The organism is Ensifer sp. ENS08, assembly GCF_014852195.1.
Taxonomy (GTDB): domain Bacteria; phylum Pseudomonadota; class Alphaproteobacteria; order Rhizobiales; family Rhizobiaceae; genus Ensifer; species Ensifer adhaerens.
Window position 1 is genome coordinate 229,044 of the sequence record NZ_JACVBF010000004.1, and the last position, 26,504, is coordinate 255,547.

23 protein-coding genes and 1 riboswitch are annotated in these 26,504 nt (G+C 63.5%); of the genes, 9 read left to right on the top strand and 14 right to left on the bottom strand.

The features are described 5' to 3' along the window. Positions 1 to 82: 82 nt before the first annotated feature. From rlmN to IB272_RS13175, 4 genes are all read left to right on the top strand, one after another. Positions 83 to 1,318 carry a 23S rRNA (adenine(2503)-C(2))-methyltransferase RlmN gene (gene rlmN, locus IB272_RS13160; RefSeq protein WP_034803143.1) on the top strand — a complete coding sequence of 412 codons (1,236 nt, stop codon included), beginning with the start codon at positions 83 to 85 and terminating at the stop codon, positions 1,316 to 1,318. A gap of 139 nt (positions 1,319 to 1,457) precedes the next feature. Then, complete coding sequence (locus tag IB272_RS13165) at positions 1,458 to 2,411, top strand: ABC transporter substrate-binding protein (protein WP_060521466.1); 954 nt, start codon at positions 1,458 to 1,460, stop codon at positions 2,409 to 2,411. A 209-nt stretch (positions 2,412 to 2,620) separates the two neighbouring features. Then, on the top strand, positions 2,621 to 3,499 hold the full coding sequence (locus IB272_RS13170) for an ABC transporter permease (protein WP_043622284.1): 879 nt from the start codon (positions 2,621 to 2,623) through the stop codon (positions 3,497 to 3,499). Next, complete coding sequence (locus tag IB272_RS13175; RefSeq protein WP_060586546.1) at positions 3,496 to 4,290, top strand: ABC transporter ATP-binding protein; 795 nt, start codon at positions 3,496 to 3,498, stop codon at positions 4,288 to 4,290. The genes IB272_RS13170 and IB272_RS13175 overlap by 4 nt, the downstream gene beginning before the upstream one ends. 63 nt (positions 4,291 to 4,353) lie before the next feature. On the opposite strand, the gene IB272_RS13180 is transcribed toward IB272_RS13175, so the two are convergent. Then, positions 4,354 to 4,995: a LysE family translocator gene (locus IB272_RS13180; protein ID WP_060586547.1), complete on the bottom strand. Its 642-nt coding sequence runs from the start codon at positions 4,993 to 4,995 to the stop codon at positions 4,354 to 4,356. Positions 4,996 to 5,166: 171 nt separating this feature from the next. On the opposite strand from IB272_RS13180, the gene IB272_RS13185 reads away from it, so the two are divergent. Beyond that, the gene (locus IB272_RS13185) at positions 5,167 to 6,384 is read left to right on the top strand and encodes an argininosuccinate synthase (RefSeq protein ID WP_034802869.1); all 1,218 of its coding nucleotides are present in this window, start codon (positions 5,167 to 5,169) and stop codon (positions 6,382 to 6,384) included. 99 nt (positions 6,385 to 6,483) lie between these two features. Here IB272_RS13185 and IB272_RS13190 read toward each other — a convergent pair whose 3' ends face one another. The 5 genes from IB272_RS13190 to IB272_RS13210 form a co-directional block, all read right to left on the bottom strand. Then, entirely contained in the window at positions 6,484 to 7,716 is a 1,233-nt protein-coding gene (locus tag IB272_RS13190) for a multidrug effflux MFS transporter (RefSeq protein WP_113135842.1), read from the bottom strand. Continuing rightward, entirely contained in the window at positions 7,713 to 8,216 is a 504-nt protein-coding gene (locus tag IB272_RS13195) for a MarR family transcriptional regulator (RefSeq protein ID WP_060586623.1), read from the bottom strand. The genes IB272_RS13190 and IB272_RS13195 overlap by 4 nt, the downstream gene beginning before the upstream one ends. Positions 8,217 to 8,375: 159 nt before the next feature. After that, positions 8,376 to 10,202, bottom strand: coding sequence for an ABC-F family ATP-binding cassette domain-containing protein (locus IB272_RS13200; RefSeq protein ID WP_060586550.1), 1,827 nt, complete (start codon positions 10,200 to 10,202; stop codon positions 8,376 to 8,378). A gap of 3 nt (positions 10,203 to 10,205) precedes the next feature. Further along, positions 10,206 to 10,856, bottom strand: coding sequence for a thiamine diphosphokinase (locus IB272_RS13205; RefSeq protein ID WP_060586625.1), 651 nt, complete (start codon positions 10,854 to 10,856; stop codon positions 10,206 to 10,208). A gap of 84 nt (positions 10,857 to 10,940) precedes the next feature. Beyond that, positions 10,941 to 11,426, bottom strand: a complete 486-nt coding sequence (locus IB272_RS13210) for a GNAT family N-acetyltransferase (RefSeq protein WP_060586552.1) — start codon at positions 11,424 to 11,426, stop codon at positions 10,941 to 10,943. 135 nt (positions 11,427 to 11,561) lie between these two features. Further along, positions 11,562 to 11,680, top strand: a riboswitch (TPP riboswitch). A gap of 51 nt (positions 11,681 to 11,731) precedes the next feature. On the opposite strand from IB272_RS13210, the gene thiB reads away from it, so the two are divergent. The 4 genes from thiB (at position 11,732) to IB272_RS13230 (ending at position 17,017) form a co-directional block, all read left to right on the top strand. Further along, positions 11,732 to 12,760 carry a thiamine ABC transporter substrate binding subunit gene (thiB, locus tag IB272_RS13215; RefSeq protein ID WP_060586554.1) on the top strand — a complete coding sequence of 343 codons (1,029 nt, stop codon included), beginning with the start codon at positions 11,732 to 11,734 and terminating at the stop codon, positions 12,758 to 12,760. A 7-nt stretch (positions 12,761 to 12,767) separates the two neighbouring features. Further along, positions 12,768 to 14,393, top strand: coding sequence for a thiamine/thiamine pyrophosphate ABC transporter permease ThiP (gene thiP / locus IB272_RS13220; protein ID WP_281436398.1), 1,626 nt, complete (start codon positions 12,768 to 12,770; stop codon positions 14,391 to 14,393). Further along, positions 14,390 to 15,109, top strand: coding sequence for a thiamine ABC transporter ATP-binding protein (gene thiQ, locus IB272_RS13225; protein WP_060586556.1), 720 nt, complete (start codon positions 14,390 to 14,392; stop codon positions 15,107 to 15,109). Before thiP ends, thiQ begins: the two co-directional genes overlap by 4 nt. Before the next feature lie 396 nt (positions 15,110 to 15,505). Beyond that, positions 15,506 to 17,017: a M48 family metalloprotease gene (locus IB272_RS13230; protein WP_060586557.1), complete on the top strand. Its 1,512-nt coding sequence runs from the start codon at positions 15,506 to 15,508 to the stop codon at positions 17,015 to 17,017. A gap of 218 nt (positions 17,018 to 17,235) precedes the next feature. Here the strand turns inward: IB272_RS13230 and IB272_RS13235 are convergent, their stop codons facing one another. The 8 genes from IB272_RS13235 to IB272_RS13270 all read right to left on the bottom strand — a co-directional run bounded on the left by IB272_RS13235 (position 17,236) and on the right by IB272_RS13270 (position 26,447). Then, entirely contained in the window at positions 17,236 to 18,102 is an 867-nt protein-coding gene (locus tag IB272_RS13235; RefSeq protein ID WP_034802890.1) for an RNA polymerase factor sigma-32, read from the bottom strand. Between the two features lie 310 nt (positions 18,103 to 18,412). Further along, positions 18,413 to 18,982 carry a CarD family transcriptional regulator gene (locus tag IB272_RS13240; RefSeq protein WP_034802893.1) on the bottom strand — a complete coding sequence of 190 codons (570 nt, stop codon included), beginning with the start codon at positions 18,980 to 18,982 and terminating at the stop codon, positions 18,413 to 18,415. 411 nt (positions 18,983 to 19,393) lie between these two features. Continuing rightward, positions 19,394 to 19,732, bottom strand: coding sequence for a ferredoxin FdxA (fdxA, locus tag IB272_RS13245; RefSeq protein ID WP_060521473.1), 339 nt, complete (start codon positions 19,730 to 19,732; stop codon positions 19,394 to 19,396). Positions 19,733 to 20,002: 270 nt separating this feature from the next. Then, on the bottom strand, positions 20,003 to 20,416 hold the full coding sequence (locus tag IB272_RS13250; protein ID WP_060521474.1) for an RNA-binding S4 domain-containing protein: 414 nt from the start codon (positions 20,414 to 20,416) through the stop codon (positions 20,003 to 20,005). 8 nt (positions 20,417 to 20,424) lie between these two features. Next, entirely contained in the window at positions 20,425 to 23,481 is a 3,057-nt protein-coding gene (locus tag IB272_RS13255; protein ID WP_060586630.1) for a helicase-related protein, read from the bottom strand. A gap of 668 nt (positions 23,482 to 24,149) precedes the next feature. Next, positions 24,150 to 24,875 carry a beta-ketoacyl-ACP reductase gene (locus IB272_RS13260; RefSeq protein ID WP_034802902.1) on the bottom strand — a complete coding sequence of 242 codons (726 nt, stop codon included), beginning with the start codon at positions 24,873 to 24,875 and terminating at the stop codon, positions 24,150 to 24,152. Positions 24,876 to 24,892: 17 nt separating this feature from the next. Beyond that, positions 24,893 to 25,252, bottom strand: coding sequence for a hypothetical protein (locus tag IB272_RS13265; RefSeq protein WP_034802905.1), 360 nt, complete (start codon positions 25,250 to 25,252; stop codon positions 24,893 to 24,895). 13 nt (positions 25,253 to 25,265) lie between these two features. Next, entirely contained in the window at positions 25,266 to 26,447 is a 1,182-nt protein-coding gene (locus IB272_RS13270; RefSeq protein ID WP_034802919.1) for an acetyl-CoA C-acetyltransferase, read from the bottom strand. Positions 26,448 to 26,504: the final 57 nt, after the last annotated feature.

A 26,504-nucleotide genomic window follows, 5' to 3' on the forward strand; every position in this document is an offset into this window, starting at 1 on the left:
ACCGATTTCAATTCGCGCATCAGGACGATTTCCGGACCCGCTCTCCGGACGGCCTCTCGCCGTATGACAGGACATCATGAGCATGGCAGCCACTGAAATTCTGAACCGGGTGGAAATCGCCAAGGCGCCGCAGGTGCGCGCAGCCGTAGAGGCGGAAAAGCCGTCGCTGATCGGACTTCTGCGCGAGGACATGGCCAAGGCACTGGTCGAAAAGGGCGTGCCGGAACGCCAGGTCAAGATGCGCGTCAGCCAGCTCTGGCACTGGCTCTACGTGCGCGGCGTCTCCGACTTCGATCACATGACGAACGTGTCCAAGGACATGCGCGAGATGCTGAAGCAGCATTTCACCATCGCGCGCCCGGAGATCGTCGAGGAACAGATTTCCGGCGACGGCACCCGCAAGTGGCTGTTGCGCTTCCCGGCGCGCGGCGCCGGACGACCGGTCGAGATCGAGACCGTCTACATTCCCGAGGAAGGCCGCGGCACGCTCTGCATTTCGAGCCAGGTCGGCTGCACGCTCACCTGCTCCTTCTGTCACACCGGCACCCAGAAGCTGGTGCGCAACCTGACGGCCGAGGAAATCCTCGCGCAGCTGCTGCTTGCCCGCGACCGGCTCGGCGACTTCCCGGAGCGCGACACCCCGCAGGGCGCGATCGTGCCGGCCGAAGGCCGCAAGATCACCAACATCGTGATGATGGGCATGGGCGAGCCGCTCTATAATTTCGAGCAGGTCAAGACCGCCCTTCTGATCGCCTCTGACGGCGAAGGCCTGTCGCTGTCCAAGCGCCGGATCACGCTGTCGACCTCAGGCATCGTGCCGGAAATCTATCGCACCGGCGAAGAGATCGGCGTCATGCTGGCGATCTCGCTGCATGCCGTGCGCGACGACCTGCGCGACATGCTGGTGCCGATCAACAAGAAGTACCCGCTGAAGGAACTGATGGACGCCTGCCGCGCCTATCCCGGCCTTTCCAACGCCCGCCGCATCACCTTCGAATACGTGATGCTGAAGGACGTCAACGACAGCCTCGAAGACGCCAAGCAGTTGGTGAAGCTCCTGAAGGGTGTGCCCGCGAAGATCAACCTCATCCCCTTCAACCCCTGGCCGGGCACCAACTACCAGTGTTCCGACTGGGAGCACATCGAGAAGTTTGCCGACTTCATCAACCAGGCCGGCTACGCCTCGCCTATCCGCACACCACGCGGCCGCGACATCCTTGCCGCCTGCGGCCAGCTGAAGTCGGAATCCGAACGCATGCGCAAGGTCGACCGCCTCGCCTTCGAAGCGATGATGATCGCCAATCACGGCGAAGATTGAGACGAAGCGCCTCCTCGGGTCCTTCGTTCCTCGCCCATCACCCATCGATGAAGAACTTTGATGGGTGATGCAGTTCCTATCGATTGATTTCATGTCATCGGTTTCCTAAGAAAGCGGGACATCAATTGGAGGACAACCCATGCGCTCACTTCTCATCGCCCTTGCCGCCACGGTGGCATTCACCCTGCCCGCCCGTGCCGATGAGGTGACCGTCGCCGTAACCGCGATCGTCGAGCATCCGGCACTCGACGCGGCACGCGACGGCGTGAAGGACGCGCTGACCGCCGCCGGCTACAAGGAAGGCGAGAACCTCAAATTCATCTACGAGTCGGCCCAGGGCAACCCGGCGACCGCCGCGCAGATCGCCCGCCAGTTCGCAGGCGAAGCGCCGAACGTGATCGTTCCGATCTCGACGCCGTCGGCCCAGGCGGTCGTCTCCTCGACCCGCGATATCCCGGTCGTCTTCACCGCCGTTTCCGACCCGATCGGCGCCCAGCTGGTCAAGGACATGGACAAGCCCGGCGGTAACGTCACCGGCCTCTCCGACATGTCGCCGGTTGCCGAACACGTCGCCCTGATCAAGGAAATCCTGCCGAACGCCAAGTCGATCGGCTACCTCTACAATTCCGGCGAAGCCAACTCCGTTTCGCTGCTCGCGGTGCTGAAGACCGAGGCCGAAAAGGCCGGCCTGACCGTCGTCGAGTCCGCCGCGACCAAATCGGCTGAAGTCCAGGGTGCTGCCCGTGCCCTCGTCGGCCGCGCCGATGCGATTTACGTGCCCACCGACAATACGATCATCTCCGCGCTTGAAGGTGCCGTCGCCGTCGCCGAAGAAGCCAAGCTGCCGCTCTTCACCGCCGACACGGACTCGGTTGCCCGCGGCTCGCTCGCAGCCCTCGGCTTCAACTACTACGACGTCGGCAAGCAGACTGGCGAAATCGTCGTTCGCATCCTCAAGGGCGAAAACCCGGGTGATATCGGCGTCAAGGTTGCCGCCGGTTCCGACCTGGTGATCAACAAGAAGGCCGCCGAGAAAATGGGCGTCACCCTTCCGGAAAGTGTCGTAAAGCGCGCAACCCGCGTCGTTGAATAAGGCTTTCGGCCTTTTCAGGTTCAAGTTTGTTGCGTTTTGCCCGCCTCCGTTCCATACGGGGGCGGCTCGCTATGAGGGGCCCGGAATACCGGAGGCCGCTCCAAGTTTCTAAGCCGCACATGCGCCCGGCCGTGCGCCCCATGTGCCAAGCGGGAGCGTCGCGCTCATAAGCACAATCAGGCGCGACAGGTAGAAAAGAGGGTCTGGGGTTGAGTCTAATTGCTTTCTGGGGAGCCGTGGAGCTGGGGCTGGTCTATGCCTTCGTTGCCCTCGGCGTCTTTCTCGCATTCCGGGTTCTCGATTTTCCCGACCTCACGGTCGACGGATCGTTTCCGCTGGGCGCCGCCGTCACCGCGGTCCTGATCATCGCCGGCGTCAATCCGTGGCTTGCCGCCTGCGTGGCGATGGTCGCGGGTGCTGCAGCCGGCATCGTCACGGCGATGCTCAACGTGCGCTTCAAGATCCTCAACCTGCTCGCCTCGATCCTGACGATGATCGCACTGTTCTCGGTCAACCTGCGCGTCATGGGCAAGCCGAACGTCGCGCTGATCAACGCCGACACGATGCTGTCACCCTTCTACGGCCTCGGCTTGCGCGATTTCTACGTCCGGCCGCTGTTTATCGGCGTGCTCGTGGTCGTCGCCGTCATCATCGTCTGGCGCTTCCTTGAGAGCGATGCCGGCCTTGCGATGCGCGCCACTGGCGCCAATGCCCGCATGGCCCGCGCACAGGGCGTCGACACCAACCGCCAGATCTATCTCGGCATGGCGATCTCCAACGCGCTCGTCGCCTTCGGTGGCGCTCTGTTCGCCCAGACCAACGGCTTTGCCGACGTCACCTCGGGTGTCGGCACCATCGTCGTCGGGCTTGCGGCGGTCATCATCGGCGAGACGCTGCTCGGTGCCCGCGGCATCCTGATTGCGCTGATCGGCTGCGTGCTCGGCTCGATCCTCTACCGCATAGCGATCCAGCTGGCGCTGTCGACCGACATGCTCGGGCTGCAGGCCTCCGACCTCAACTTCGTGACCGCGGCACTCGTCACCTTCGCCCTCGTCCTTCCCCGTCTGCGTCGTGGAGGTGCGGCATGATCAGCGTCAACAACATCGAGGTCATCTTCGGCAAGGGCACGCCGCTGCAGAAGCAGGCGCTGAACGGCGTCAGCCTGACGATCGAGCAGGGCTCATTCGTCACCGTCATTGGCTCCAACGGCGCCGGCAAGTCGACGTTGCTCGGCGTGCTCGCCGGCGACGTGCTGCCGAGTGCCGGCCAGGTGACGATCGGCAAGACAGACGTCAGCCGCAAGGGTACCGCTGCGCGCGCGGGCCTCGTCGCTCGCGTCTTCCAGGATCCGCTGACCGGCAGCTGCGGCGCACTCTCGATCGAGGAAAACCTGGCGCTCGCCGCCAAGCGTGGCGAAGCCCGCGGCCTCACAGCCGCGCTCGGCTCCAAGCGCCGCGAACATTTCCGCGAGCGCATCGCCGAGCTCAACCTCGGCCTTGAAAACCGCATGGGCGACCGCATGGACCTTCTGTCCGGTGGCCAGCGCCAGGCGGTCTCGCTGGTCATGGCGACGCTCGCAGGCTCCGAAGTGCTGCTGCTCGACGAGCATACGGCAGCCCTCGACCCTGGCATGGCCGAGTTCGTGATGAACCTGACGCAGAAGATCGTCTCCGAGCGCAAGCTCACGACGATGATGGTCACCCATTCGATGCGCCAGGCACTCGACTACGGCCACCGCACCATCATGCTCCACGGCGGCGAGATCGTGCTCGACGTCGCCGGCGACAGCCGCAAGGAACTGCAGGTCGAGGACCTGATCGCCATGTTCCGCCGCATCCGCGGCCAGACGCTCGACGACGATGCGCTGCTGATCGGCTGAGTACAGAAGACTAATTCACAACAAGGCCCGGGCATCCAAGATGTCCGGGCTTTTTGTTTTTGTTTACCGAGCCGTCGTCATGAAAATCTTCACCGCAAACACCGAGAAGACGCCGGCGAAGCTGAAATCAAGTGCCCGCATCACGCCCCTGTTGCGCTGCAGCCAGGAGGCAAGCCAGTCGGCGGTGAAGACGACCAGCATGTTCACCGGCATGCCGATGGTGATGAAGAACAGGCCGAGGAACAGAAGCTTGCCGGTGACCGAGGGATCATCGGCGCTGACGAACTGCGGCAGGAAGGTCATGAAGAAGATGATGACCTTGGGGTTCAACAGGTTCACCCAGAAGCCGGCCGAGATGTTGGCAAGCGCCTTGCCTTCCGTCGGCTCGACCTTCTGCACCGAAATGCTGGAGCCGAAGCGCATCGCCTGCACCGCAAGCCAGAGCAGGTAGGCGGCACCGCCGGTCTTGAGGATGGTGAATGCGGTTGGCGAGGCGGTGATCAGCGCCGAGATACCGAACGCGACGAGCAGCGTATGCACAACGATGCCGAAGCTGGTGCCGAGCACGACGAAGAGCGCGGCCTTCTTGCCCTGGGCGAGCGCCCGGCTGATCGAAAGCGTCATGTCCGGGCCGGGTGTGGCCGCCAGAAGCAGCGTCGCAGCGGCAAAGGTCAGGAGGGTCGGCTGGCTGGGAATGAAGTCCATCGTCGTTTCCTCGGCACGGGGGTCGCCTCCAGTAATCCTGCGCCTGCGCTTTTGCCAGCGGATTCGCATCGTCAAGCGTTCTAGCGCTTGTATCGCCGCAGGTTCTGGCTAAAGTGCCGCAGATTTGCACGCGGCATCGCCGCCCTCCCCAAGACCAGACGGACGGAAACCATGGCATCGCATAAAGACGTGAAAAAGGTCGTTCTCGCCTATTCGGGCGGTCTCGACACCTCGATCATCCTGAAGTGGCTGCAGACCGAACTCGGCGCGGAAGTCGTCACCTTCACCGCCGACCTCGGCCAGGGCGAAGAGCTCGAGCCGGCCCGCAAGAAGGCCGAAATGCTCGGCATCAAGGAGATCTACATCGAGGACGTCCGCGAGGAATTCGTCAAGGATTTCGTCTTCCCGATGTTCCGCGCCAACGCCGTCTATGAAGGCGTTTACCTGCTCGGCACCTCGATCGCCCGCCCGCTGATCTCCAAGCACCTGATCGATATCGCCAAGAAGACCGGCGCCGACGCGATCGCCCATGGCGCGACCGGCAAGGGCAACGACCAGGTTCGCTTCGAGCTTTCCGCCTATGCGCTGAACCCGGACATCAAGATCATCGCGCCGTGGCGCGACTGGTCGTTCAAGAGCCGTACCGACCTGCTCGAATTCGCCGAGAAGCACCAGATCCCGGTTGCCAAGGACAAGAAGGGCGAAGCGCCGTTCTCCGTCGACGCCAACCTGCTGCACTCCTCCTCCGAGGGCAAGGTTCTCGAAGACCCGGCACTGGAAGCCCCTGAGTACGTGCACATGCGCACGATCTCGCCGGAAGCCGCTCCCGACCAGGCCACCGTCATCAAGATCGGCTTCGAGCGCGGTGACGCCGTCTCGATCAACGGCGTACGCCTGTCGCCGGCAACCCTGCTTGCCAAGCTCAACGAGTACGGCCGCGACAACGGCATCGGCCGTCTCGACCTCGTCGAGAACCGCTTCGTCGGCATGAAGTCGCGCGGCGTCTACGAGACCCCCGGCGGCACCATCCTGCTCTCCGCGCACCGCGCAATCGAGAGCATCACGCTCGACCGCGGCGCCGCCCACCTCAAGGACGAGCTGATGCCGCGCTACGCCGAGCTGATCTATTACGGCTTCTGGTTCTCACCGGAGCGCGAGATGCTGCAGGCCGCAATCGACAAGAGCCAAGAGCATGTCGAAGGCGAAGTGACGTTGAAGCTCTACAAGGGCAACGTCATGGTCATCGGCCGCGAGAGCGACAAGTCGCTCTACTCCGACAAGCTCGTCACCTTCGAGGACGACCAGGGCGCCTACGACCAGAAGGACGCCGCCGGCTTCATCAAGCTCAACGCGCTGCGCCTGCGCACGCTGGCCGCGCGCAACCGCTAAGACGACGCGTTTTGAAAAAAGAAGCCTCCGCGACCCGTTCGCGGAGGCTTTTTCGTATGCAGGGCGAAGCGGTATCGATGCCGATGTCGCACCAGATTTCTACTCCGCCGCTTCCGAAAGCGGATCCTTGACCGGCACGGCGAGCGGCTGCGAGCGAACGTTGCGGCGATACCAGACATAGCTCAGGATGCAGACGAGGCCGAAGCATGGAATGATCGTGCCGAGCGCCCGCACCGGAGCGCCGACCGCAGCGGCGATCGCGCCACCAAGCAGCCCCGAGCCCATCTGTACGAAACCCATCACTGCCGACGCCGTGCCAGCGATGTCCGGAAACGGCGCCATCGCCGCCGTCATCATATAGGGCATGACGAAGGCGATGCCGAAGGCATAAATCCCGATCGGCAGCATGACCGAGAGGAAGCTCGGCGGCAGCACGTGCATGGTGTAGGCAAGCGCGAGGCTGGCCGCACCGATGAAGACGAGGCCGGCCGGCACCAGCGCCTGCGGCGTGAAACGCCGCATCAGCAGCCGCACCACCACGGTTCCCGAAAAGAAAAGGCCCGACTGCATCAGCATGCCGACGCCGAACTCGGTCGGTGTCAGCCCCACCGCATTGATCAGTACGAAGGGCAGCATGGTCGCCCAGGCATAAAGTGCGCCGACCGCTCCGCCGATCACAAGTGTCGAGGAAACGAAGCGGCTGTCGCTCACCAACCGCCGATAGGCCGCAAGGATGGGCTTCAGGTGGCCCTTGGCCGGATCCGGGGTCGCGGTCTCGGCCATGAAAAACTGCACGGTGAGACAGGCCATGGCGGCAAAGCCGACCATCAGGAAGAAGATCGACTGCCACCCGAAGAGACCGAGCGCCAGGCCGCCAAGCGTCGGGGACACGGCGGGTCCGAGGGCCAGCATCATGCCGATCATGTTCATGATGCGTGCGGCCTCAGTCCCGGTGAACTGGTCGCGCACGATCGCACGCGCCACGGTCATCCCGACGGAGGCGCCGATGCCCTGCACCAGGCGGCCGGCCAAAAGCACCGCGACGGAAGGCGCAAAGGCCGCCATCAGGCTGCCGACGAGGTAGATCGCCATGAAGATCAGCGTCGCGCGGCGGCGACCGATGACATCGGAGAGCGTGCCGGACACCAACTGGGCAAAGGCGAAGCCGGCGAAATAGAGCGACAGCGTCATCTTGATCGCCGCTTCGCTGGAGGAGAAGGCGCGCACCAGTTCAGGCATCGCCGGCGTATACAGCGCCATGGAAACGGGGCCGAGCGCCACCAGGAAGGCACCGATGATGCTTGTGCGCCGCTCGCTCATGCGACGCGTCATGGCGCGGCTCCGACCCGGACTTCGGCCTTCTCCGCTGTCTCCTTACCGGCAAGGCACGGATCGAGCTGACGCAAATTGTCACGCAGGATGCGCAGGTTGGAACAGAGAAGCGCGCGCGCTTCCGAGTCCAGCCCTTCCGTATAGGCATCCATCATTTCGCGAAGACCGGTCATCAGCTCGTTGAACAACGGACCGGCCTTTTCGGTGATGACGACATTCTTGGCGCGGCGATCCGCCGGATCGGGAACGCGGGCGACGAGCCCGTTCGCCTCCAGCCTGTCGAGATAGGCCGACAGCGTCATCGGCTCAATGCCCATGCGTGTGGCGATTTCGGCCTGTTTGATGCCCTCGGTGAGCGCCACCTGGATCAGCGTGCGCGCCTCGCCAGGCGTGATGCCCAGATCCATGGCATTGACCTTGCGGTCGAAGGCCCCGCGCAAGAGGCGCGAGACATCGGTCAGAAGCATTCCAATGGTTTCGGATTCTAGCTTGAAGGGCATCATGATCGTTCACAGGTGATATAATAAGTTTTACTTATCATACCCTGTGAAAACGTTCAACGCGGAAGGCCATCTTTCCCTTGCCAGTTTAACGGTAAAACTTGCAAGGATTCAACGTATTACCTTCGCAATCCCGCGCGGGACCGTCGTTGTTGTGTCTCAGCCCTCAAGCTCCTCGCGCAGCATTTCGAGCTCCAGCCATTCCTCTTCCATGCGAGCGAGGTCGGCACGCAGCTTTTCCAGCTCCTGCGCCAGCTTCGCAAAAGCATTTGGATCTTTTGTGAAAAGATTGGGGTCCGCCATCTTTTCTTCGCGCTTGGCAGCCTCGGCTTCCGCCTTGGCAATCTCTTTCGGCAGGTTTTCGAGCGCGAATTTCTGCTTGTAGGAAAGCTTACCCTTGGCAGCCTTCGGCGCTTCGGCGACAGGGGGCGCCGCCTCGGCCTTGGCCTTTTCCGCCTTCTCGGCCTTGCGCTTCTCCTCGATCGCGCCCTTGCGCTGCGCCATCATGTCGGAATAGCCGCCGGCATACTCGATCCAGCGTCCATCCGGCGCCTCCGGATTGGCCGGCGCAATCGTCGAGGTGACGGTGCGGTCGAGGAAGTCGCGATCGTGGCTGACGAGGATCACCGTTCCGGCAAAACCGGCGACGATCTCCTGCAGGAGGTCGAGCGTCTCGATGTCGAGGTCGTTGGTCGGCTCGTCGAGGATCAGAAGGTTGGTTGCGCGCGCGAGGATGCGCGCCAGCATCAGCCTTGCGCGCTCGCCGCCCGAAAGCTCGCGGATCGGGGTGCGCGCCTGCTCCGGCTGGAACAGGAAGTCCTTCATGTAGCCGGTGACGTGGCGCTGCTCGCCATTGACCAGCAGGTTGTCGCCGCGCCCGTCGGTCAGGTAGTGCGCCAGCGTTTCGTCGAGATTGAGGTCTTCGCGCTTCTGGTCAAGCGTCGCGATTTCCAGATTGGTGCCGAGCTTGACCGTGCCCGTATCCGGCTCGATCTGCCCGGTCAGGATCTTCAGGAGTGTCGTCTTGCCGGCGCCGTTCGGGCCGACCAGACCGATGCGGTCGCCGCGGTGCACGCGGATCGAGAACGGCGCGACGATGGTGCGCTCGCCATAGGCCTTGGTGACCTTCTCCGCCTCGATCACCAGCTTGCCCGATTCCTTGGCGTCGGCGGCCGTCGCCTGTACCGTTCCCTGCGGCCCCTTGTGGCCGCGATAGGTCGCCCGCATGGTCTGCAGCTCACCGAGGCGGCGCATGTTGCGCTTGCGCCGTGCGGTCACGCCGTAGCGCAGCCAATGTTCCTCGCGCTCGATCGCCTTGCCGAGCTTGTGCTGCTCCAGCTCCTCGGCCTCCAGCACCTCGTCGCGCCAGGCCTCGAAATGGGCAAAGCCGCGGTCGAGCCGCCGCGACTGGCCACGGTCGAGCCAGACGGTCGCGGTCGAGACCTTCTCCAGGAAGCGCCGGTCGTGCGAGATCAGAACGAGCGCCGAACGGCTGCGGATCAGTTCGTCTTCCAGCCATTCGATCGTCGGCAGGTCGAGATGGTTGGTCGGCTCGTCGAGCAGCAGGATATCCGGCTCCGGCGCCATGACGCGGGCAAGCGCCGCGCGACGCGCCTCGCCGCCCGAAAGGCGCTTCGGGTCTTCCTCGCCGGTCAACCCCAGGTGCTGCAGCAGATAGGCGACGCGATAGGGATCGTCACTCGGGCCGAGTCCTGCCTCGGCATAGGCCTGCACGGTGTCGTAGCCGTCGAAATCCGGCGCCTGGTGCAGATAGCGGATGGTCGCGGAGGGATGGCGGAAGATTTCGCCCGACTGCGCCTCGGCCAGACCCGCGGCAATCTTCATTAGCGTCGACTTGCCCGAGCCGTTGCGGCCGACCAGACAGATGCGGTCACCCGGTTCGACTTGAAAATTGGCGCCGGCTAGCAGCGGCGCGCCGCCGAAGGTGAGGAAGATGTCGTCGAGTTTCAGAATGGGAGGCGCCAAGGCTCAGGCTCCGGAAAGATCATAGGGGCGGGCGAGCACAATGGCGCGACCGCTCTGGAGAGTGAAGCGAAGGGGACCCTCCGCAACGTTGGAAACGGTTCGGGACGAGCCGAACGGCAAGGTGAAATCGTCGAGCGGATAGCGCGCATTGACGATCGAAAGACCGGTAAGCTCGGTCAACCCGAGCACCGAGAAGAGGCAGCCCTTGGGTAGGTCGAGGTCGAGCGAGCCGGCCAGCAGCGGATAGGCCTCTTCCTCGCCCGAGGTCATCAACACGGAAAGGCCACGCTCGGCAAGGGCGACGGCATGCAGCAGGTGCATGAAGGCGTGATCGCTGCGGGTACCGCCGAGGGCGCCGGCGAAAATCAGGCGATCGGCTCCACGCGACAACGCCGCCTCGACCGCGATCTCCCCGTCCGTCGCGGCCTTCGCCGCCGGATAGGGCTCGCGCGGGACGGAGGCGTAGTCCGCAAGGAGGGCTTCCTCGGTCGAGTCGAAATCACCGACCCAGACATCCGGCACGATGCCGAGCAATCGGGCATGGCGCATGCCGCCGTCAGCCGCAATGAAGCGACTTGCGGCCAGCTGGTGAGCCAGCCGGTCGGTCAGCGAAAGGGCGCCGCCAAGCAGAATGGTGAAGGTCGATCGAGCCATGGCAAAGCCCATAGCGCAAAGGACCGCCGAAGGAAAACGAAGAAAACCGTCGACCGAGCGGTTCTCGATATTTTGGTCAGACCGTCAATGCCCCTCGGGCACCGGATCGGGGAAAAGCATGCCGGCATAAATGCCGGGAGTCGAATCCGGAATTTCGACGGCGCCGGCCACCCGCTCGTAGAACTTCGCCGGCCCGACGCCGCCGATAATCGCGTAGCCATAGCCGGCCTCGCGCATCGCCGTGAGGCTTGCAAGCAGCAGCGCCTCTCCGATCCCCTGTCCGCGCATGCTTTCGTCGACACCGGTCGGACCGAAGAAGCCGAGTGCCGTTACGTCGTGGCAGGAAAAGCCGACGATCTTTTCGTCATGGACCGCGACGTGCATGCGCGTCGGGGTGGAGGAAAAGGCGGCTTCCGCCTCGCCCGCCCATCCGGCACCGAAAGTCTTTTCAATCCAGGAAACGACCAGGCGGCGCTCCGGCGCCATGGCGCGGCGAATGCTGATGCCAAGGCCAAGCTTCGACTGAGGTTCAGCCGGCAGGGCATAAAGTCGAACAAGCATATCGGGCATGACATTTCCTCCTCGCTGCCGTTGTGTAGCGCAGTTGGCGGCATACGCAAACACGAGCCATTGTGCTGGCCAGGCGTCCCCTTGCTTCGCCGTAAACATCGCTTGCCATGGGACCGAGGCAGCGGTAAATCTCTTGCCGCTCTAACGGGGTGCCTCCCGACCGCATTGCGGCCGGAGGCTGAGAGGCGTCAAAACGCCAACCCGCGGAACCTGATCCGGCTCATACCGGCGGAGGGATTAGACGCGATCGGATCGATACGCCCTTTTCCCATGCAACAACGAACTTTGGGAGAGAGGTCCTCGCCATGTGCAATTCATCGCAACTTAAATTCTTTAGCCGGCTAGCCCTTGCGACGGCCGCAAGCCTTGTTTTCTCCGGCGCCGCGACCGCCGCCGACAAGACGCTGACGGTGTACACCTATGAGAGCTTCATCACCGAATGGGGCCCGGGCGCCAAGGTCGCAGAAGCCTTCGAGAAGACCTGCGAATGCAAGGTCAACTATGTCGGCGTGGCCGACGGCGTCGAGTTGCTCACCCGCCTGAAGCTCGAAGGCGAGGCCTCCAAGGCCGACATCGTGCTTGGTCTCGACACCAACCTCGTTGCGGAAGCCAAGGCAACGGGCTTCTTCGCGCCGCACGGCGTCGAGGCAACCGGCGTCACCGTTCCCGGCAACTTCTCCGACGACACGTTCCTGCCCTATGACTACGGCCACTTCGCCGTCGTCTACGACACCGAAACGCTGAAGACGCCGCCGAAGAGCCTAAAGGAGCTGGTAGAAGGCGATCCGTCGCAGAAGATCGTCATCGAGGATCCGCGAACGTCGACGCCGGGCCTCGGCCTCCTGCTCTGGGTCAAGGCCGTCTATGGCGATGAGGCGGGTGCCGCCTGGACGAAGCTGAAGGACCGCGTTCTGACCGTCACCCCCGGCTGGTCGGAAGCCTATGGCCTCTTCACCAAGGGCGAGGCGCCGATGGTGCTGTCCTACACCACGTCGCCGGCCTACCACATGGTCGCGGAAAACACCGAGCGCTACCAGGCCGCTGCCTTCTCCGAAGGGCACTACATCCAGATCGAAGTCGCCGGCATGACCAAGAACGCCAAGGAGCCGGAACTGGCAAAGCAGTTCCTCGCCTTCATGACCGGTCCGGACTTCCAGTCGATCATCCCGACGACGAACTGGATGATGCCGGTCGCAGCCACCAAGGAGCCGCTGCCGGACGCCTTCAACAAGCTGGTCAAGCCGGAAAACACCTTCCTCCTGCCCTCGGAGGAAGTCGCCAAGAACCGCAAGGCCTGGATCGACGAATGGCTTGCCGCCATGAGCAAGAACTGAGGCCGGATTGTTCGCACTGCGCGAAAATCGCATGACAGTGGTCGCCGGGGCAGCCTGCCTCGGCGTCTTCGTACTTTTCGTCGGTCTTGCGATCGTCGCCTTGCTGAGCCAGACGGGCGGCGCGAGCGACGATGCGCTGTTCGACGCCTACATCTGGCGCGTCACCCGCTTCACGCTGCTGCAGGCGACCCTCTCGACGTTGCTGTCGGTGCTCTTTGCCATCCCCGTCGCCCGGGCGCTGGCGCGACGGCCGCAGTTCCCCGGCCGCATCTGGCTGCTGCGCTTGATGGCGCTGCCACTCGGACTGCCGGTTCTGGTTGGCGCACTCGGGCTGATCGAGATCTGGGGGCGGCAGGGTTTCCTCAATTCCGGCCTGCGCTGGCTCGGCCTCGCGCAGCCCGTCAGCATTTACGGCCTCTTCGGTATCCTGCTCGCCCACGTCTTCTTCAACATGCCGCTTGCGGCGCGCCTGTTCCTGGCCGGGCTCGAGCGCATCCCCGCCGAATACTGGCGCAGCGCCGCCAATCTCGGCATGCCGTCACCGGCACTCTTTCGCTTCATCGAATGGCCCGTCCTGCGCGGCCTCCTACCGGGTGCCGCCGGCCTCGTCTTCATGCTCTGCGCCACCAGCTTCACCCTCGTGCTGACGCTCGGTGGCGGGCCTGCGGCCAGCACAATCGAAGTGGCGATCTACCAGGCGCTGCGTTTCGATTTCGATCCGCCGCGCGCGATCGCGCTGTCAGCCCTGCAGATCGCCATGACCGGCCTGCTGCTGCTCCTGCTTCGTCATCTGGCGACCGAGCCGGAAGAGGGCATGACCGGTGGCCGCACTGTGCGCCGTTTCGATGGCGCGTCAAGGATCGCACGCCTGAGTGATGGCACCTGGATCACGCTTGCCTTTCTGTTTCTCGGCGCGCCGCTGGTCGCGGTTCTCATCTCCGGACTCGAAGCCGATCTGCTGAAGCTCGCCCGCGATCCGGCGGTGCACCGGGCGCTGCGGACGAGTGCGGCAATCGCGCTCGCCTCGGCACTCGCCTCCGTCACCATGGCAGCCGTGATGATCCGGGCGGCGGCAACCGCCACCGCGCCGCGTCACGCGACGTCGCTCTCCCGCGGCTTTGCCGGTGCCATCGGTGCCAGCACCTCGCTGATCCTCTTGGTGCCGCCGGTGGTGCTCGGCGCCGGATGGTTTCTGCTTTTGCGTCCCTTCGGTGACGTCGCGCGCTTTGCACCTGCCATCGTCGTTGCGATCAACGCGCTGATGGCGCTGCCCTTCATCCACCGCATCCTCGCGCCGGCAATGGCGACCCATGCGGCACGGTCCGAACGGCTGACGGCAAGCCTTGGCATTCGTGGTTTTGATCGTCTGCGATGGATCGACTTTCCGGCGCTGCGCAAGCCGCTATTGATGGCCCTTTCCTTCGCCATGGCGCTGTCGCTCGGCGACCTCGGCGCCGTCGCTCTCTTCGGCAGCCAAGACATGGTGACGCTGCCGTGGCTGCTCTATAGCCGTATGGGCAGCTACCGCACCGCCGACGCCGCCGGTCTCGCCCTTTTCCTCGGGCTTCTCTGCCTGATATTCACCATCCTCGGCACGGCCAATGACAGCCGGCCGGAAGGACGCAAAGCATGATCGATCCCGTTCCCGCGATAGAGTTGCGCGATGTCGAGGTCCGCTTCGAAACGGCCAAGCTCACCTTCGATTGCACCATCGCCAAGGGGGGCATCGTCGCTGTCGCCGGTGCCTCGGGCTCCGGCAAATCGACGCTGCTCCACCTCATTGCCGGGTTCGAGGATCCCGATCGCGGCGAGGTGCGCATTCTCGGCGAGAACGTTGCCGATCGGGCGCCGTCGGAACGGCCGGTCTCGATGATCTTCCAGGACAACAACCTCTTCGCCCATCTCGACGTCGCGACCAACATCGGCCTCGGCATCGACCCGGCGCTTCGGCTGAGCGCAACCGACCGCGAGAAGATTGAAGACGCGCTCCGCCGCGTCGGGCTCGAAGGCTTCGGGAAAAGGCTGCCGCCGACGCTTTCAGGCGGCGAGCGCCAGCGCGTCGCCCTCGCCCGCGCGCTTGTGCGAAAGCGCCCCCTGCTGCTGCTCGACGAGCCCTTCGCAGCGCTTGATCCCGGCATGCGCGCCGGCATGCGCACGCTCCTGCGGGAACTGCACGAGGAGGAAGGCAACACGATCCTGGTGATCACACACCATCCCGAAGACGTGAAGGCCCTGGCCGACGGCGTGCTTTTTCTCGACCAGGGGCGTATCATCGCAAACGACACCCTCGACCGCTTCCTGGCGCGGCGGGACAATGCGGCGATCGACCGCTTTCTCGGCAATACTTGAAGGATGGATCGGATTCTCCACGCCCTTGGCCGATTGCCACAATTTGACCGCGGCGGGACAATGCGGCGATCGACCGCTTTCTCGGCAATACTTGAAGGACGGATCGGATTCTCCACGCCCTTGGCCGATTGCCACAATTTGACCGCGGCGCCATGCGACGCGCGAAATATCCGGCAAGGGCGCGAATATTCCCGCATCCGTTGCCGTGATGCCACGGGGCAACTATTTCTACCGAGACAAACTAGGCAGGTGGCGCTGAAATCAGATACAGCAAGACCAGGACTGAGAGGTCGCGGCAGAGCAACGCTGCCGGGCTGAAAAAGTAGGACTTTCAACGCTGTCGTACCACTTGTCCGCAGGATGCGGGCGGAGCGATGGATGGGAACGGGCTGAGGCATGGAGAGGCATACAGTCACACACGACCGGTTCCCGCCGAAGGGCGGACGGCTGCGTGGACGCGCCGTGGTTGCATTGCTTGCGACCACGCTCCTTTCCGCATGCCAATCCGTGATCGAGCAGACCTACCAGCCGACCGTTTCGCCCTCCTCCAATCCGCAGATCGTCGAGGAAGTCCAGAAGAACGATCCGCGGGCGCAGCTGGGCGCGCGCGAACATCCGCGCATCGTCGCAAGCTACGGCGGCGAGTACAAGGACGCCAAGACCGAGCGCCTGGTCGCGCGCATCACCGGCGCGCTGACGGCGGTCTCCGAGAATCCGCAGCAGTCCTATCGCATCACCATCCTGAACTCGCCGGCGATCAACGCCTTCGCGCTGCCCGGTGGTTATCTCTATGTCACCCGCGGCCTGCTGGCGCTTGCCAACGATGCCTCCGAGGTCGCAGCCGTGCTGTCGCACGAGATGGCGCACGTAACCGCCAACCACGGCATCGAGCGTCAGCAGCGCGAGGAAGCCGAAGTGATCGCCAGCCGCGTGGTCTCCGAAGTCCTCTCCTCCGATATCGCCGGCAAGCAGGCGCTCGCGCGCGGCAAGCTCCGGCTCGCGGCCTTCTCGCGCAACCAGGAACTTCAGGCCGACGTGATCGGCGTGCGCATGCTCGGCGAAGCCGGCTACGACCCCTATGCAGCGGCGCGCTTCCTCGATTCGATGGCCGCCTATAGCCGCTTCACGGCGGTCGATCCGGAATCCGACCAGAGCCTCGACTTCCTGTCAAGCCACCCGAACGCGCCGCAGCGTGTCGATCTCGCGCGTCGGCACGCCCGCGCCTTCGGTCCGGAAGGCACCAGCGGCGACCGCGGTCGCGACTATTATCTCGCCGGCATCGACGGCCTGCTCTATGGCGACAGCCCGCAGGAGGGCTACGTGCGCGGCCAGACCTTCCTGCACGGCCAGCTCGGCATCCGCTTCGACGTGCCCGCCGGGTTCCAGATCGACAACAAGGCCGAAGCGGTTCTGGCGACCGGCGCCGGCGACATCGCCGTGCGCTTCGATGGCGTCGCCGACACGGGCGGCCGAAGCCTGACGGACTATATCGCCAGCGGCTGGGTCACCGGCCTGAAGCCCGACACGACCCGGCAGATCAGCGTCAACGGCCTGGAAGCCGCAACCGCGCGCGCCTCCGCCGACCGCTGGGATTTCGACGTGACGGTCATCCGCATCGACACGCGGATCTACCGCTTCCTGACCGCCGTGCCCAAGGGGTCGAGCGCACTCGAGCCGACCGCAAACCAGTTGCGCAGCACGTTCCGCCGCATGACGGCCGCTGAGACGCAGTCGCTGAAGCCGCTGCGGATCCGGGTGGTGACGGTCCGGCCCGGCGACACGATCACCACGTTGTCGGCCCGCATGATGGGAACCGATCGTAAGCTCGACCTCTTCCGGGTGATCAATGCGATGCAGGTCAGCTCGACGGTGAAGCCGGGCGACAGGGTGAAGATCGTTTCCGAATAGGATTGAGACAGGCGCAGCTGAAGCGCGTTCGGTTGCGGGCGTGAATTGCCTGCCATCTGCTAGGCAAGCACGTCGCGAGGCGCCTGAACGGTCACGAACGAAAGCACGCTGCGCCAATCGTCATCGCCAAATTGACAGCGGACAGTGCCGCTTCCCGGCGCAATGCGGGGTTCCGGCGAATAGTACGGGCATGGCGGCAGACGGTCGGCGTCAGGCGGTCAATGAATGCCTGCGGTCAGCGCCGGCGCTCGCGTCGCCAAGGCCGCCCGGAGCTTCTCCAGCGCCCGAGTTTCGATCTGGCGCACACGTTCCTTGGATATGCCGAGATCGATGCCGAGCTCTTCGAGCGTCGCTCCTTCTTCCGTCAGCCGCCGGGCGCGGATGATGCGCATTTCGCGCTCCGTCAGCGCGCACAGCGCGTCGCGCAGCCACACACGTGCCCGTTCGCCGTCGATCATCTCGCTCACCTGCTCGTCCGGCAGCGGCGCGTCGCTGGCGAGGAAATCCAGCCGTTCACCGCCATCGGAATCACTGCCGCCGACCGGCGCCTGCAGCGAGGTGTCGCTGCCGGAGAGACGTGCATCCATCGTCTGCACATCGGCGATACTGACGCCGAGGGCAGCCGCAATCTCCTCATGCATAGCCTGCGATGTAAGCTGCCTGTCGCCCTGGGCAAGCCGGGCGCGAAGACGCCGAAGGTTGAAGAACAGGGCCTTCTGCGCCGAACTGGTGCCGCCGCGGACGATCGACCAGTTGCGCAGGACATAGTCCTGCATCGACGCCCGGATCCACCAGGTGGCATAGGTGGAGAAGCGGACCTCGCGGCTCGGCTCGAAACGGGCCGCCGCCTCCAGGAGACCGATATGGCCCTCCTGGACGAGATCGCCCATCGGCAGCCCGAAATTGCGAAACTTCGCGGCCATCGAAATCACCAGACGCATATGCGACATGGCGATCTTGTTGCGGGCTTCCTGATCGTTGTCGTTTCGCCAGGCTTGCGCCAGCTTGTGCTCCTCGTCGCGCTCGAGATAGGGCGCCTCCATTGCGATCTTGATCATCCGCCGGTCTGCAGTGAGAGTCTTCATCGATCACTCCGTGACTGGCGCCGGGCGCCATTGCGTGTGAAGTCCAAAAGGCCGGACGGATGCAGTGTCCGGCAGCAGGGGGCGTCTCGCGCCGCGATGTCGAAACTTGAAGAAACGACGCGGCGCCCTAACTTCGAAGTCACGAACCTGAACGGTGACGGGATCACAGAAGCAAGATCGCCCGGCGCGAAAGCGGCGCGCTTCTGCCGGCCTTTATAAATGCGCCCGGACGGCAAAAGTTCCATGCGATCAAAGAAAAAGCCCGGCGCGATGGCCGGACTTTTTGGTAGTCTCAGTGCAGTCGGACAGCTTATGCAGCTTCGTCCTGAGCGTCGTCTTCGTCGATCGCCTTGCCGCGCTTCGGACCCTTGCTGAGGTTGGCCTCGACGAGGCGAACAGCTTCGGTTTCCGACATCTTGTTGACGGCAGCGATTTCGCGCGCCATGCGGTCGAGGGCAGCTTCGTAGAGCTGGCGTTCGGAATAGGACTGTTCCGGCTGGTTTTCGGCGCGGTAGAGATCGCGCACGACTTCCGCGATGGAAATCAGGTCGCCGGAATTGATCTTGGCATCATATTCCTGGGCGCGGCGCGACCACATGGTGCGCTTCACGCGAGCCTTGCCCTGCACAACCTTCAACGCGCGGTCGACGAAATCGGTTTCGGAGAGCTTGCGCATGCCGATGCTGACGGCCTTGGCCACTGGCACTTTCAGGCGCATCTTGTCCTTCTCGAAATCGATGACAAAAAGCTCAAGCTTCATGCCGGCGACTTCCTGCTCTTCGATCGCCACGATCTGGCCAACGCCGTGGGCCGGATAGACGATCGATTCACCGGTCTTGAAGCCCTGGCGTGTCGAAGATTTTTTCTGCTGGGTCGTCATTCGTTTCAAAAACTCCCTGTTTCGCGCCGGCCATTCTGGCCGGGGCCGGGTCAGTGAGGCCCGGGATAGACGGGGATACCGCCGGGTGGGTACATCCTGGTCCGTCCAAGGAATGCAAACAGCCTCATAAAATGCGGTCACAACAGAGCAACGCCATGTTGCGTACTAGGGAGAAACCGCGTTTTGGAGATCGTTTGCTTTCGTGATGGTTTTCGGGCGCGCAAAAACACCCTCTGTGGATCAGTAGAAGGAACCTATCACAAAAAAGTGCCGAAATCAATAATTTGCTGCATGGCAGCCATCAAGCCACCATTCTCGCAACTGCGAGCGCGGCTCGTGTTTTCCCCAGCTTTGCGCCCCGGGGGCAGCTTTGCTTCGTCAGCCTCGACGAACGGCGGCGACCGCTTCGTCTCAGTCGCCCTGGCCCGGCTCGGTCGAGAAGAACTTCTCGTACTTGGCTTCGACGCCGTCCATCTCCTTCGCTTCCGGCATCGGATCGCGCTTGACGGTGATGTTCGGCCACTTCGAAGCGAAATCCGCGTTCAGTTTCAGCCACATATCAAGACCCGGCTCGGTATCCGGCTTGATCGCCTCGGCAGGACATTCCGGCTCGCAAACGCCACAATCGATGCACTCGTCGGGATGAATGACGAGGAAATTCTCACCCTCGTAGAAGCAGTCCACGGGGCAGACTTCGACACAGTCCGTATACTTGCAGCGAATGCAATTGTCGGTCACGACATACGTCATGAGGTACTCCAGCCAATGCTCACGTTTGATGGCAGACGGCAATCAATGGTGATGCTCGTCGTCCGCGCATGCTAGGAATGTCCGGCGCGCATAGCTGCCGAAGCAAACCCGATGCACCCAACGTGGGTCTGTCAGGTAAAGGCTTTATGGACCCTTTGCAAGAATATTCAATGCGCGAAACGCCACCGCAAAGGCAGAGTTTTCTAAAGGCTGTCGCGCAAAAGCGCGTCGTGTTTTACAGCCAGCGGCGGGCAGGGTTCGCGGCGCCCATCAGTCCTCGCGCGGATCGAAATCGGGCTTTAGCCGATCGGTTTCCCGCCGCTCCTTCTTCGTCGGCCGGCCCGCTCCGCGCTCGCGCGTGGCAAGCTCGTAGGCCGACAACTTCTCCTTCGGCTGCTCTGGCGTCAGATCGTCGTAAAGCAGACGCGCTTCCTCATAGGGACCGCGCCGCTCACCCGGGCCCAGGACCCGGACGATCAGACTGCGCCGGTCGAGCGCAAGTTCGAGCATATCGCCCGTCTTCAATTGAAACGACGACTGCGTCACGCGCTCGTCGTTGACGGCGACACGGCCATCCTCGATCGCCTTTTGCGCAAGCGATCGGGATTTGATCAGCCGCGTGAAAAACAGCCACTTGTCGAGACGCTGGCGCGATGCCGGGTTGGACGCAGGCTGTTTTTCCATGGTCTACCTTACTTCTTCATCTGCTCCTTGAGAGCAGCAAGCTTGGCGAAGGGCGAATCCGGATCCACCGGCTTTTCGCGACGCGGCGGACGCGCCTCGAATTTGCCCTGACCCGGCTTGCCGCCGCGGTCGTGACGATCATGACGCTCGCCGCGATCCTGACGCGGGCCGCCTTCCGGCTTGCCACCGTCATGGCGCTTGCCACGCGCCTGCTGACCACCCTTACGCCCGCCTTCACGTCCTTCGCCCTGGCCCTGGCCCTGGCCTTGGCCACGCCCGTGGCGCTGACCGCCGCGACGCTGGTCGCCCTCGTGGCGGCCACCGCCTTGGCGCTGGTTGTCCTGACGGGTGCCGGGACGCCAGAGCAGAACGGGCTTGGCTTCGACCGGCTCGCCGGTCTCCGTCACTTGGGTCTCGGTCACCTGAGCCTCAGCAGGCTGGGCCCCGTCGGCAGCGACGGCAACGTCAGCTTCGGCCTTTTCGGCCTCGGCAGCAGGTGCCTCGACGACTGCAGTCTCGGCTTCTGCCGCACTGTCGCCGGCATCGGCGTCATCAACCGCAGCGACCGGTTCGGAAGCGGCGGCAGCAGCCGCAGCACCACCATCCTGACCCATGAGGAAGGCCTGGGCCTCCTCGGCCTTGACGCTGTCTGCGCGGTAGCCGAGGCCCTTCAGGATCTCTTCCATGTCGTCGGGCGTTGCACCGAGGATCGAGAGCATAGAGGTGGTCGCTGTAAAGCGGCGACCGTCATAGGCGCCTTCCGGACGCGGCTGCGTGCCCGGCTTCCACTGAAGGAGCGGTCGGATAAGGTCAGCGAGGCGCTCGAGGATATCGATGCGCACCGCACGCTTTCCGAGGAAGCGGAAACCGGCGAGCTTGTAGAAGGTCCGCTCGAAAGACGGATCGGTAACGACAGACGTACGGCCGGCGGCGAGCATCGGGATGAGGTCGCCATAGCCGGGCTTGTCGAGGCCGTCGTTCTTCAACGCCCAGAGGAGCGTGATGAGTTCGGCCGGAGCCGGCTTCAGGAGCGCCGGCAGGAAGATGTGGTAGGCGCCGAAGCGAACGCCGTACTTGCGGATCGAAGCGCGACCGTCCTGGTCGAGCGACTTGACGTCGTCTGCGACATCGCGGCGGAACAGCACGCCGAGGTTTTCGACGAGCTGGAAGGCGAGGCCCTTGGCGAGACCTTCGAGATCTTCAGCGCGCGAAATATCGTCGAGCGGCTTCAAGACCGTTCCGATGTGATGGTTCACGAAACGCTCGATGCGCGCCAGAACGTGCTCGCGGGCGTTCGCCTGCAACTGATCGTCGGCCAGCAGGATGACGCGCGGGCGCATGACGTGGTCGCTTGCCGTCAGACGGGCGACGGGATCGCCGAGCCAGCGCACAAGACCATCCGACGAAAGCGCCAGGTCGTTGTTGCCGGAAGCATGCAGCCGCGCGGCGCGTGCCTCAAACTCGAGCGCCAGCGCCTTCTGGGCAGCACCCTGCACAGCCTTGGCATCCGGGCCATCGCCGCCGGTCGCCAGCGTAAACCGGAAACCGGTTAGTTGTCCTACGTGATGACCTTCAACGAAGACATCACCATTCACACTGATTTCAGCTTCCAGCATAGCATTCTCTCTCAGGCGCTTCATGAGCACAGATGTCCTGCGATCAACAAAGCGTTTCGTCAACCGTTCATGTAGTGCGTCGGATAATCGATCTTCAATTTCCCGCGTCTTTTCTTGCCAGTGTGTCGGATCGGCCAGCCATCCCGGCCGGTTCGACACATAAGTCCATGTCCTGATCTGCGCGATTCGCGCCGAAAGTGTGTCGATCTCACCGTCCGTATGATCGGCCCGCCTGACCTGCTCGGCCATGAAATCTTCGTTTACGGTACCGCGGCGGACAAGATCCGCGTAGATCGTCGAGATCAAGTCGGCATGTTGAGCCGGTGTAATGCGCCGATAGTCCGGCAGCGCGCAGGCTTCCCACAGTTTTTCCACCCGCTCCGCATTGGTCGTGATGTCGACGACCTCAGCGTAGCGGGCCAAATGCTCGAACGCCTGCTGGTCTACTGCAGGTAGCGCCCGGGCAAGGCCGAGAACCGTCGGCGCGGCCTCAAGACTCTTCTTCAGAGCGGCAATCGACGCGTAGTCGAACGCCTTCGAGCGCCATTGCAGCACCTTCACCGGATCGAATTCATGCGCCTCGATACGGTGGACCAGCTCGTTGTCGAAGGGATCGACGCGGCCGGTCACACCGAACGTACCGTCACGCAAGTGCCGGCCGGCGCGGCCGGCGATCTGCGCGAGTTCGGCCGGGTTGAGATTGCGGAACTGATAGCCGTCGAACTTGCGGTCCTGCGCGAAGGCGACATGGTCGACGTCGAGATTGAGGCCCATGCCGATCGCGTCGGTCGCGACCAGGTATTCGACGTCACCTTCCTGGTAGAGCGCCACCTGCGCATTGCGCGTGCGCGGCGACAGCGCGCCGAGCACGACGGCGGCACCGCCACGCTGGCGGCGGATCAGCTCGGCGATCGCATAGACCTCGTCGGCAGAGAAGGCGACGATTGCCGTGCGGTGCGGCAGGCGGGTGATCTTCTTCGAACCCGCATAGAGCAGTTGCGACATGCGCGGCCGTTCGACGACGGTGATGCCGGGCAGCAACTGCTCGAGGATCGGCCGCATCGTTCCGGCACCAAGCAGCAGCGTCTCGCCGCGACCGCGCAGGTGCAGGATCCGGTCGGTGAAGATATGGCCGCGCTCGAGATCTCCGGCAAGCTGCACTTCATCGATCGCGACGAAGGACGCCGTCGTCTCGCGCGGCATGGCCTCGACGGTGCAGACCGAATAGCGCGCGCGATGCGGGGTGATCTTTTCCTCGCCGGTGATCAGCGCGACATTGTGGTGGCCGACCCTTTCGACCAGGCGCGTATAGACCTCGCGCGCGAGAAGCCGCAGCGGCAGGCCGATGACGCCGCTGTCGTGCGCAATCATGCGCTCGATCGCGTAGTGCGTCTTGCCGGTATTGGTAGGCCCGAGCACCGCGGTGACACCGCGGCCGCTCAGGATCATGGGGTGAACGGACACGTCATCGATCCCGGGCATTCAGAAATTACGGCAGCGTCTTTTCACGCTGGCGGCAAACACATGCCCACGCACCGAGCCAAACGCAAGGGGCGCCGACAACTAAAACCATCGCTTGGCATCTCTTAGCCCATTGCACCACCTGTTGTGGTCGGCGCAATCGACAATTGGAACAGCCGTGGAACGAATCGGCGACGAATCGACGACTCATTGTGATTCACTGTATGTTCACGACTACATATAGATTTCAACGCCGAACGTTGCACCACATGCTGAATCTGGAGCTGATTCCGCGCATCAGGCCCTTTGGCGCGCAACAATCCCGGCTCTGCCATTCCCTGACAGGTCCAAGGATTCCGAATCCAAGACTCTGGAAAGCCTGGAAAATTTTTCACGAAATTCGTCAGGGATTCACCCAAGTGAGAGAATGAGAATCGCAGTTTAGAGTCGCGACCAGTGCGGGAACATTCGGCAGCGACTCGCAGACCGCGCGTCATTCCACCTTTGTTCTCCACAAGATATAGTGTCTACGCCCCACTCCGGCAACGGAACTGCCAGCGCAACTTCAGGATTTCGAGCGGGATTCTCAGCGCTGCCGCCGCATGGAAACGGCGCCTCGAAAGGCGCCGTCCGGTAATGTTCGGCTTGTCTGATGCTCAGACGAAAAACTGTCCGCCGTTCGCCGAAATCGTCGAGCCGGTGATGAAGCCGGCATCGTCGGAGGCGAGGAACACCACGCAGCGGGCGATTTCTTCCGGTTCGCCGAGGCGGCCAACCGGGATCTGCGGGATGATGCGCTCGTTGAGCACCTTCTCCGGCACCGCCCGCACCATCTCCGTGCCGATATAGCCGGGGCAGATCGCGTTCACGGTAATGCCCTTGGCAGCCCCTTCCTGGGCGAGCGCCTTGGTGAAGCCGAGATCGCCGGCCTTGGCCGCCGAATAGTTGGCCTGACCCATCTGGCCCTTCTGGCCGTTGATCGACGAGATGTTGATGACGCGACCGAAGCCACGGTCACGCATGGCCGACCAGAGCGGATGCGTCATGTTGAAGAGACCGGTGAGGTTGGTGCCGATCACCTCACCCCATTGCTCCGGCGTCATCTTGTGAAACATGGCATCTCGGGTGATGCCGGCATTGTTGACGAGCACATCGACCGGACCGAGATCGGCCTCGACCTTGGCGATGCCCTCGGCACAGGCCTGATAGTTGGAAACGTCCCATTTGTAGACCGGGATGCCGGTTTCCTGCTTGAAGGCCTGAGCCTTCTCGTCATTGCCGGCATAGTTGGCAGCCACCTTGTAGCCGGCATTCTTGAGTGCGATGGAAATTGCCGCACCAATGCCGCGCGACCCACCCGTGACCAATGCTACCCTGCTCATATGCGCCTCCCACTTGATCAGTTCAGTTTTTCGAATGCCTTCTGCATCAGCTTTTCGCCGACCTGTTGCCCGTAGAGCCCGGCGGCCGCTTGAAACTGCGGCGTAGCCAGCGCGGACAGAGCCACCTCGCACTTCTCCAGCGCGAGACCCATCATCACCGCGGAGAGCTGCTCCAGCGACACCTTCAATGCGCCGCCGTCATCGTTCAAGGCCGCGACCATCACGTCCTTGAAAACGCTCTCCTCGTCGGAAGTCGTATGTTCCAGCATGCACTCTACCAGCCGCGCCTCGTTAAGAGGCGCGGGATTGGCATGTGCAGAAACGATCGGCGAACCGGCCAGAAGCAGGGAAAATGGAACCCACCTGGCGCTGTTCATGCCGCCAGACCGATCAGAACCGCTCGACGCACATGGCGACGCCCATGCCGCCGCCGATGCAGAGGGTTGCAAGCCCCTTGGAAACGCCGCGGCGCTTCATTTCGAACAGCAGCGTGTTGAGCACGCGGGCGCCCGACGCGCCGATCGGGTGACCGATGGCGATCGCGCCGCCATTGACGTTGACGATCGACGGATCCCAGCCGAGGTCTTTGTTGACCGCGCAGGCCTGGGCAGCAAAGGCTTCGTTGGCTTCCACCAGTTCGACATCGCCGATCGCCCAGCCGGCCCTTGCCAACGCCTTGCGCGACGCCGGGATCGGGCCGGTGCCCATGACCTGCGGATCGACGCCGGCGGTTGCCCAGGAAACGATACGGGCGAGCGGCTGGATGCCGCGCTTGGAGGCCTGCGCCTCGGTCATCAGCAGGGTGGCTGCGGCGCCGTCATTGAGGCCGGAAGCGTTGCCGGCGGTGACCGTGCCTTCCTTGTCGAAGGCGGGGCGCAGCTTCGTCATCTGATCGAGCGTTGCGCCGTGGCGGATATATTCGTCCTGGTCGACGGTGACGTCGCCCTTGCGACCCTTGACGATGAAGGGAATGATCTCGTCGGCAAAGCGCCCGGCCTTCTGGGCGGCTTCGGCCTTGTTCTGCGAGGCGAGCGCGAACGCATCCTGCTCCTCGCGGCTGAGCTGCCACTGGCGAGCGACGTTCTCGGCGGTGATGCCCATGTGATAACCGTAGAAGGCGTCGGTCAGGCCGTCCTTGATCATCGTGTCGATCATCTTGAAGTCGCCCATCTTCACGCCGCCGCGAAGATGCGAGCAATGCGGCGCCATCGACATGGACTCCATGCCGCCGGCGACGATGATCTCAGCATCACCGGTTGCAATCTGCTGCATGCCGAGCGCGACGGCGCGCAGGCCCGAGCCGCAGAGCTGGTTCATGCCCCAGGCGGTCTTTTCCTGAGGAACGCCCGCCTTCATCGCCGCCTGGCGCGCCGGGTTCTGGCCTTCGCCTGCCTGCAGCACCTGGCCGAGGATCACCTCGTCGACCTCGGCAGCCTCGACGCCTGCGCGCTCGAGCACGCCCTTGATGACGGCAGCGCCAAGTTCGTGCGCCGGCGTATTGCCAAAGGCACCGTTGAAGGAACCGACCGCGGTGCGGCCGGCGCTGGCGATCACGATGGAGGGATTGCTCATGGGACGTTTCCTCAGATCTTCTTGCCTAATGCAGGCAGACTGGCAAAGCGCGCGACG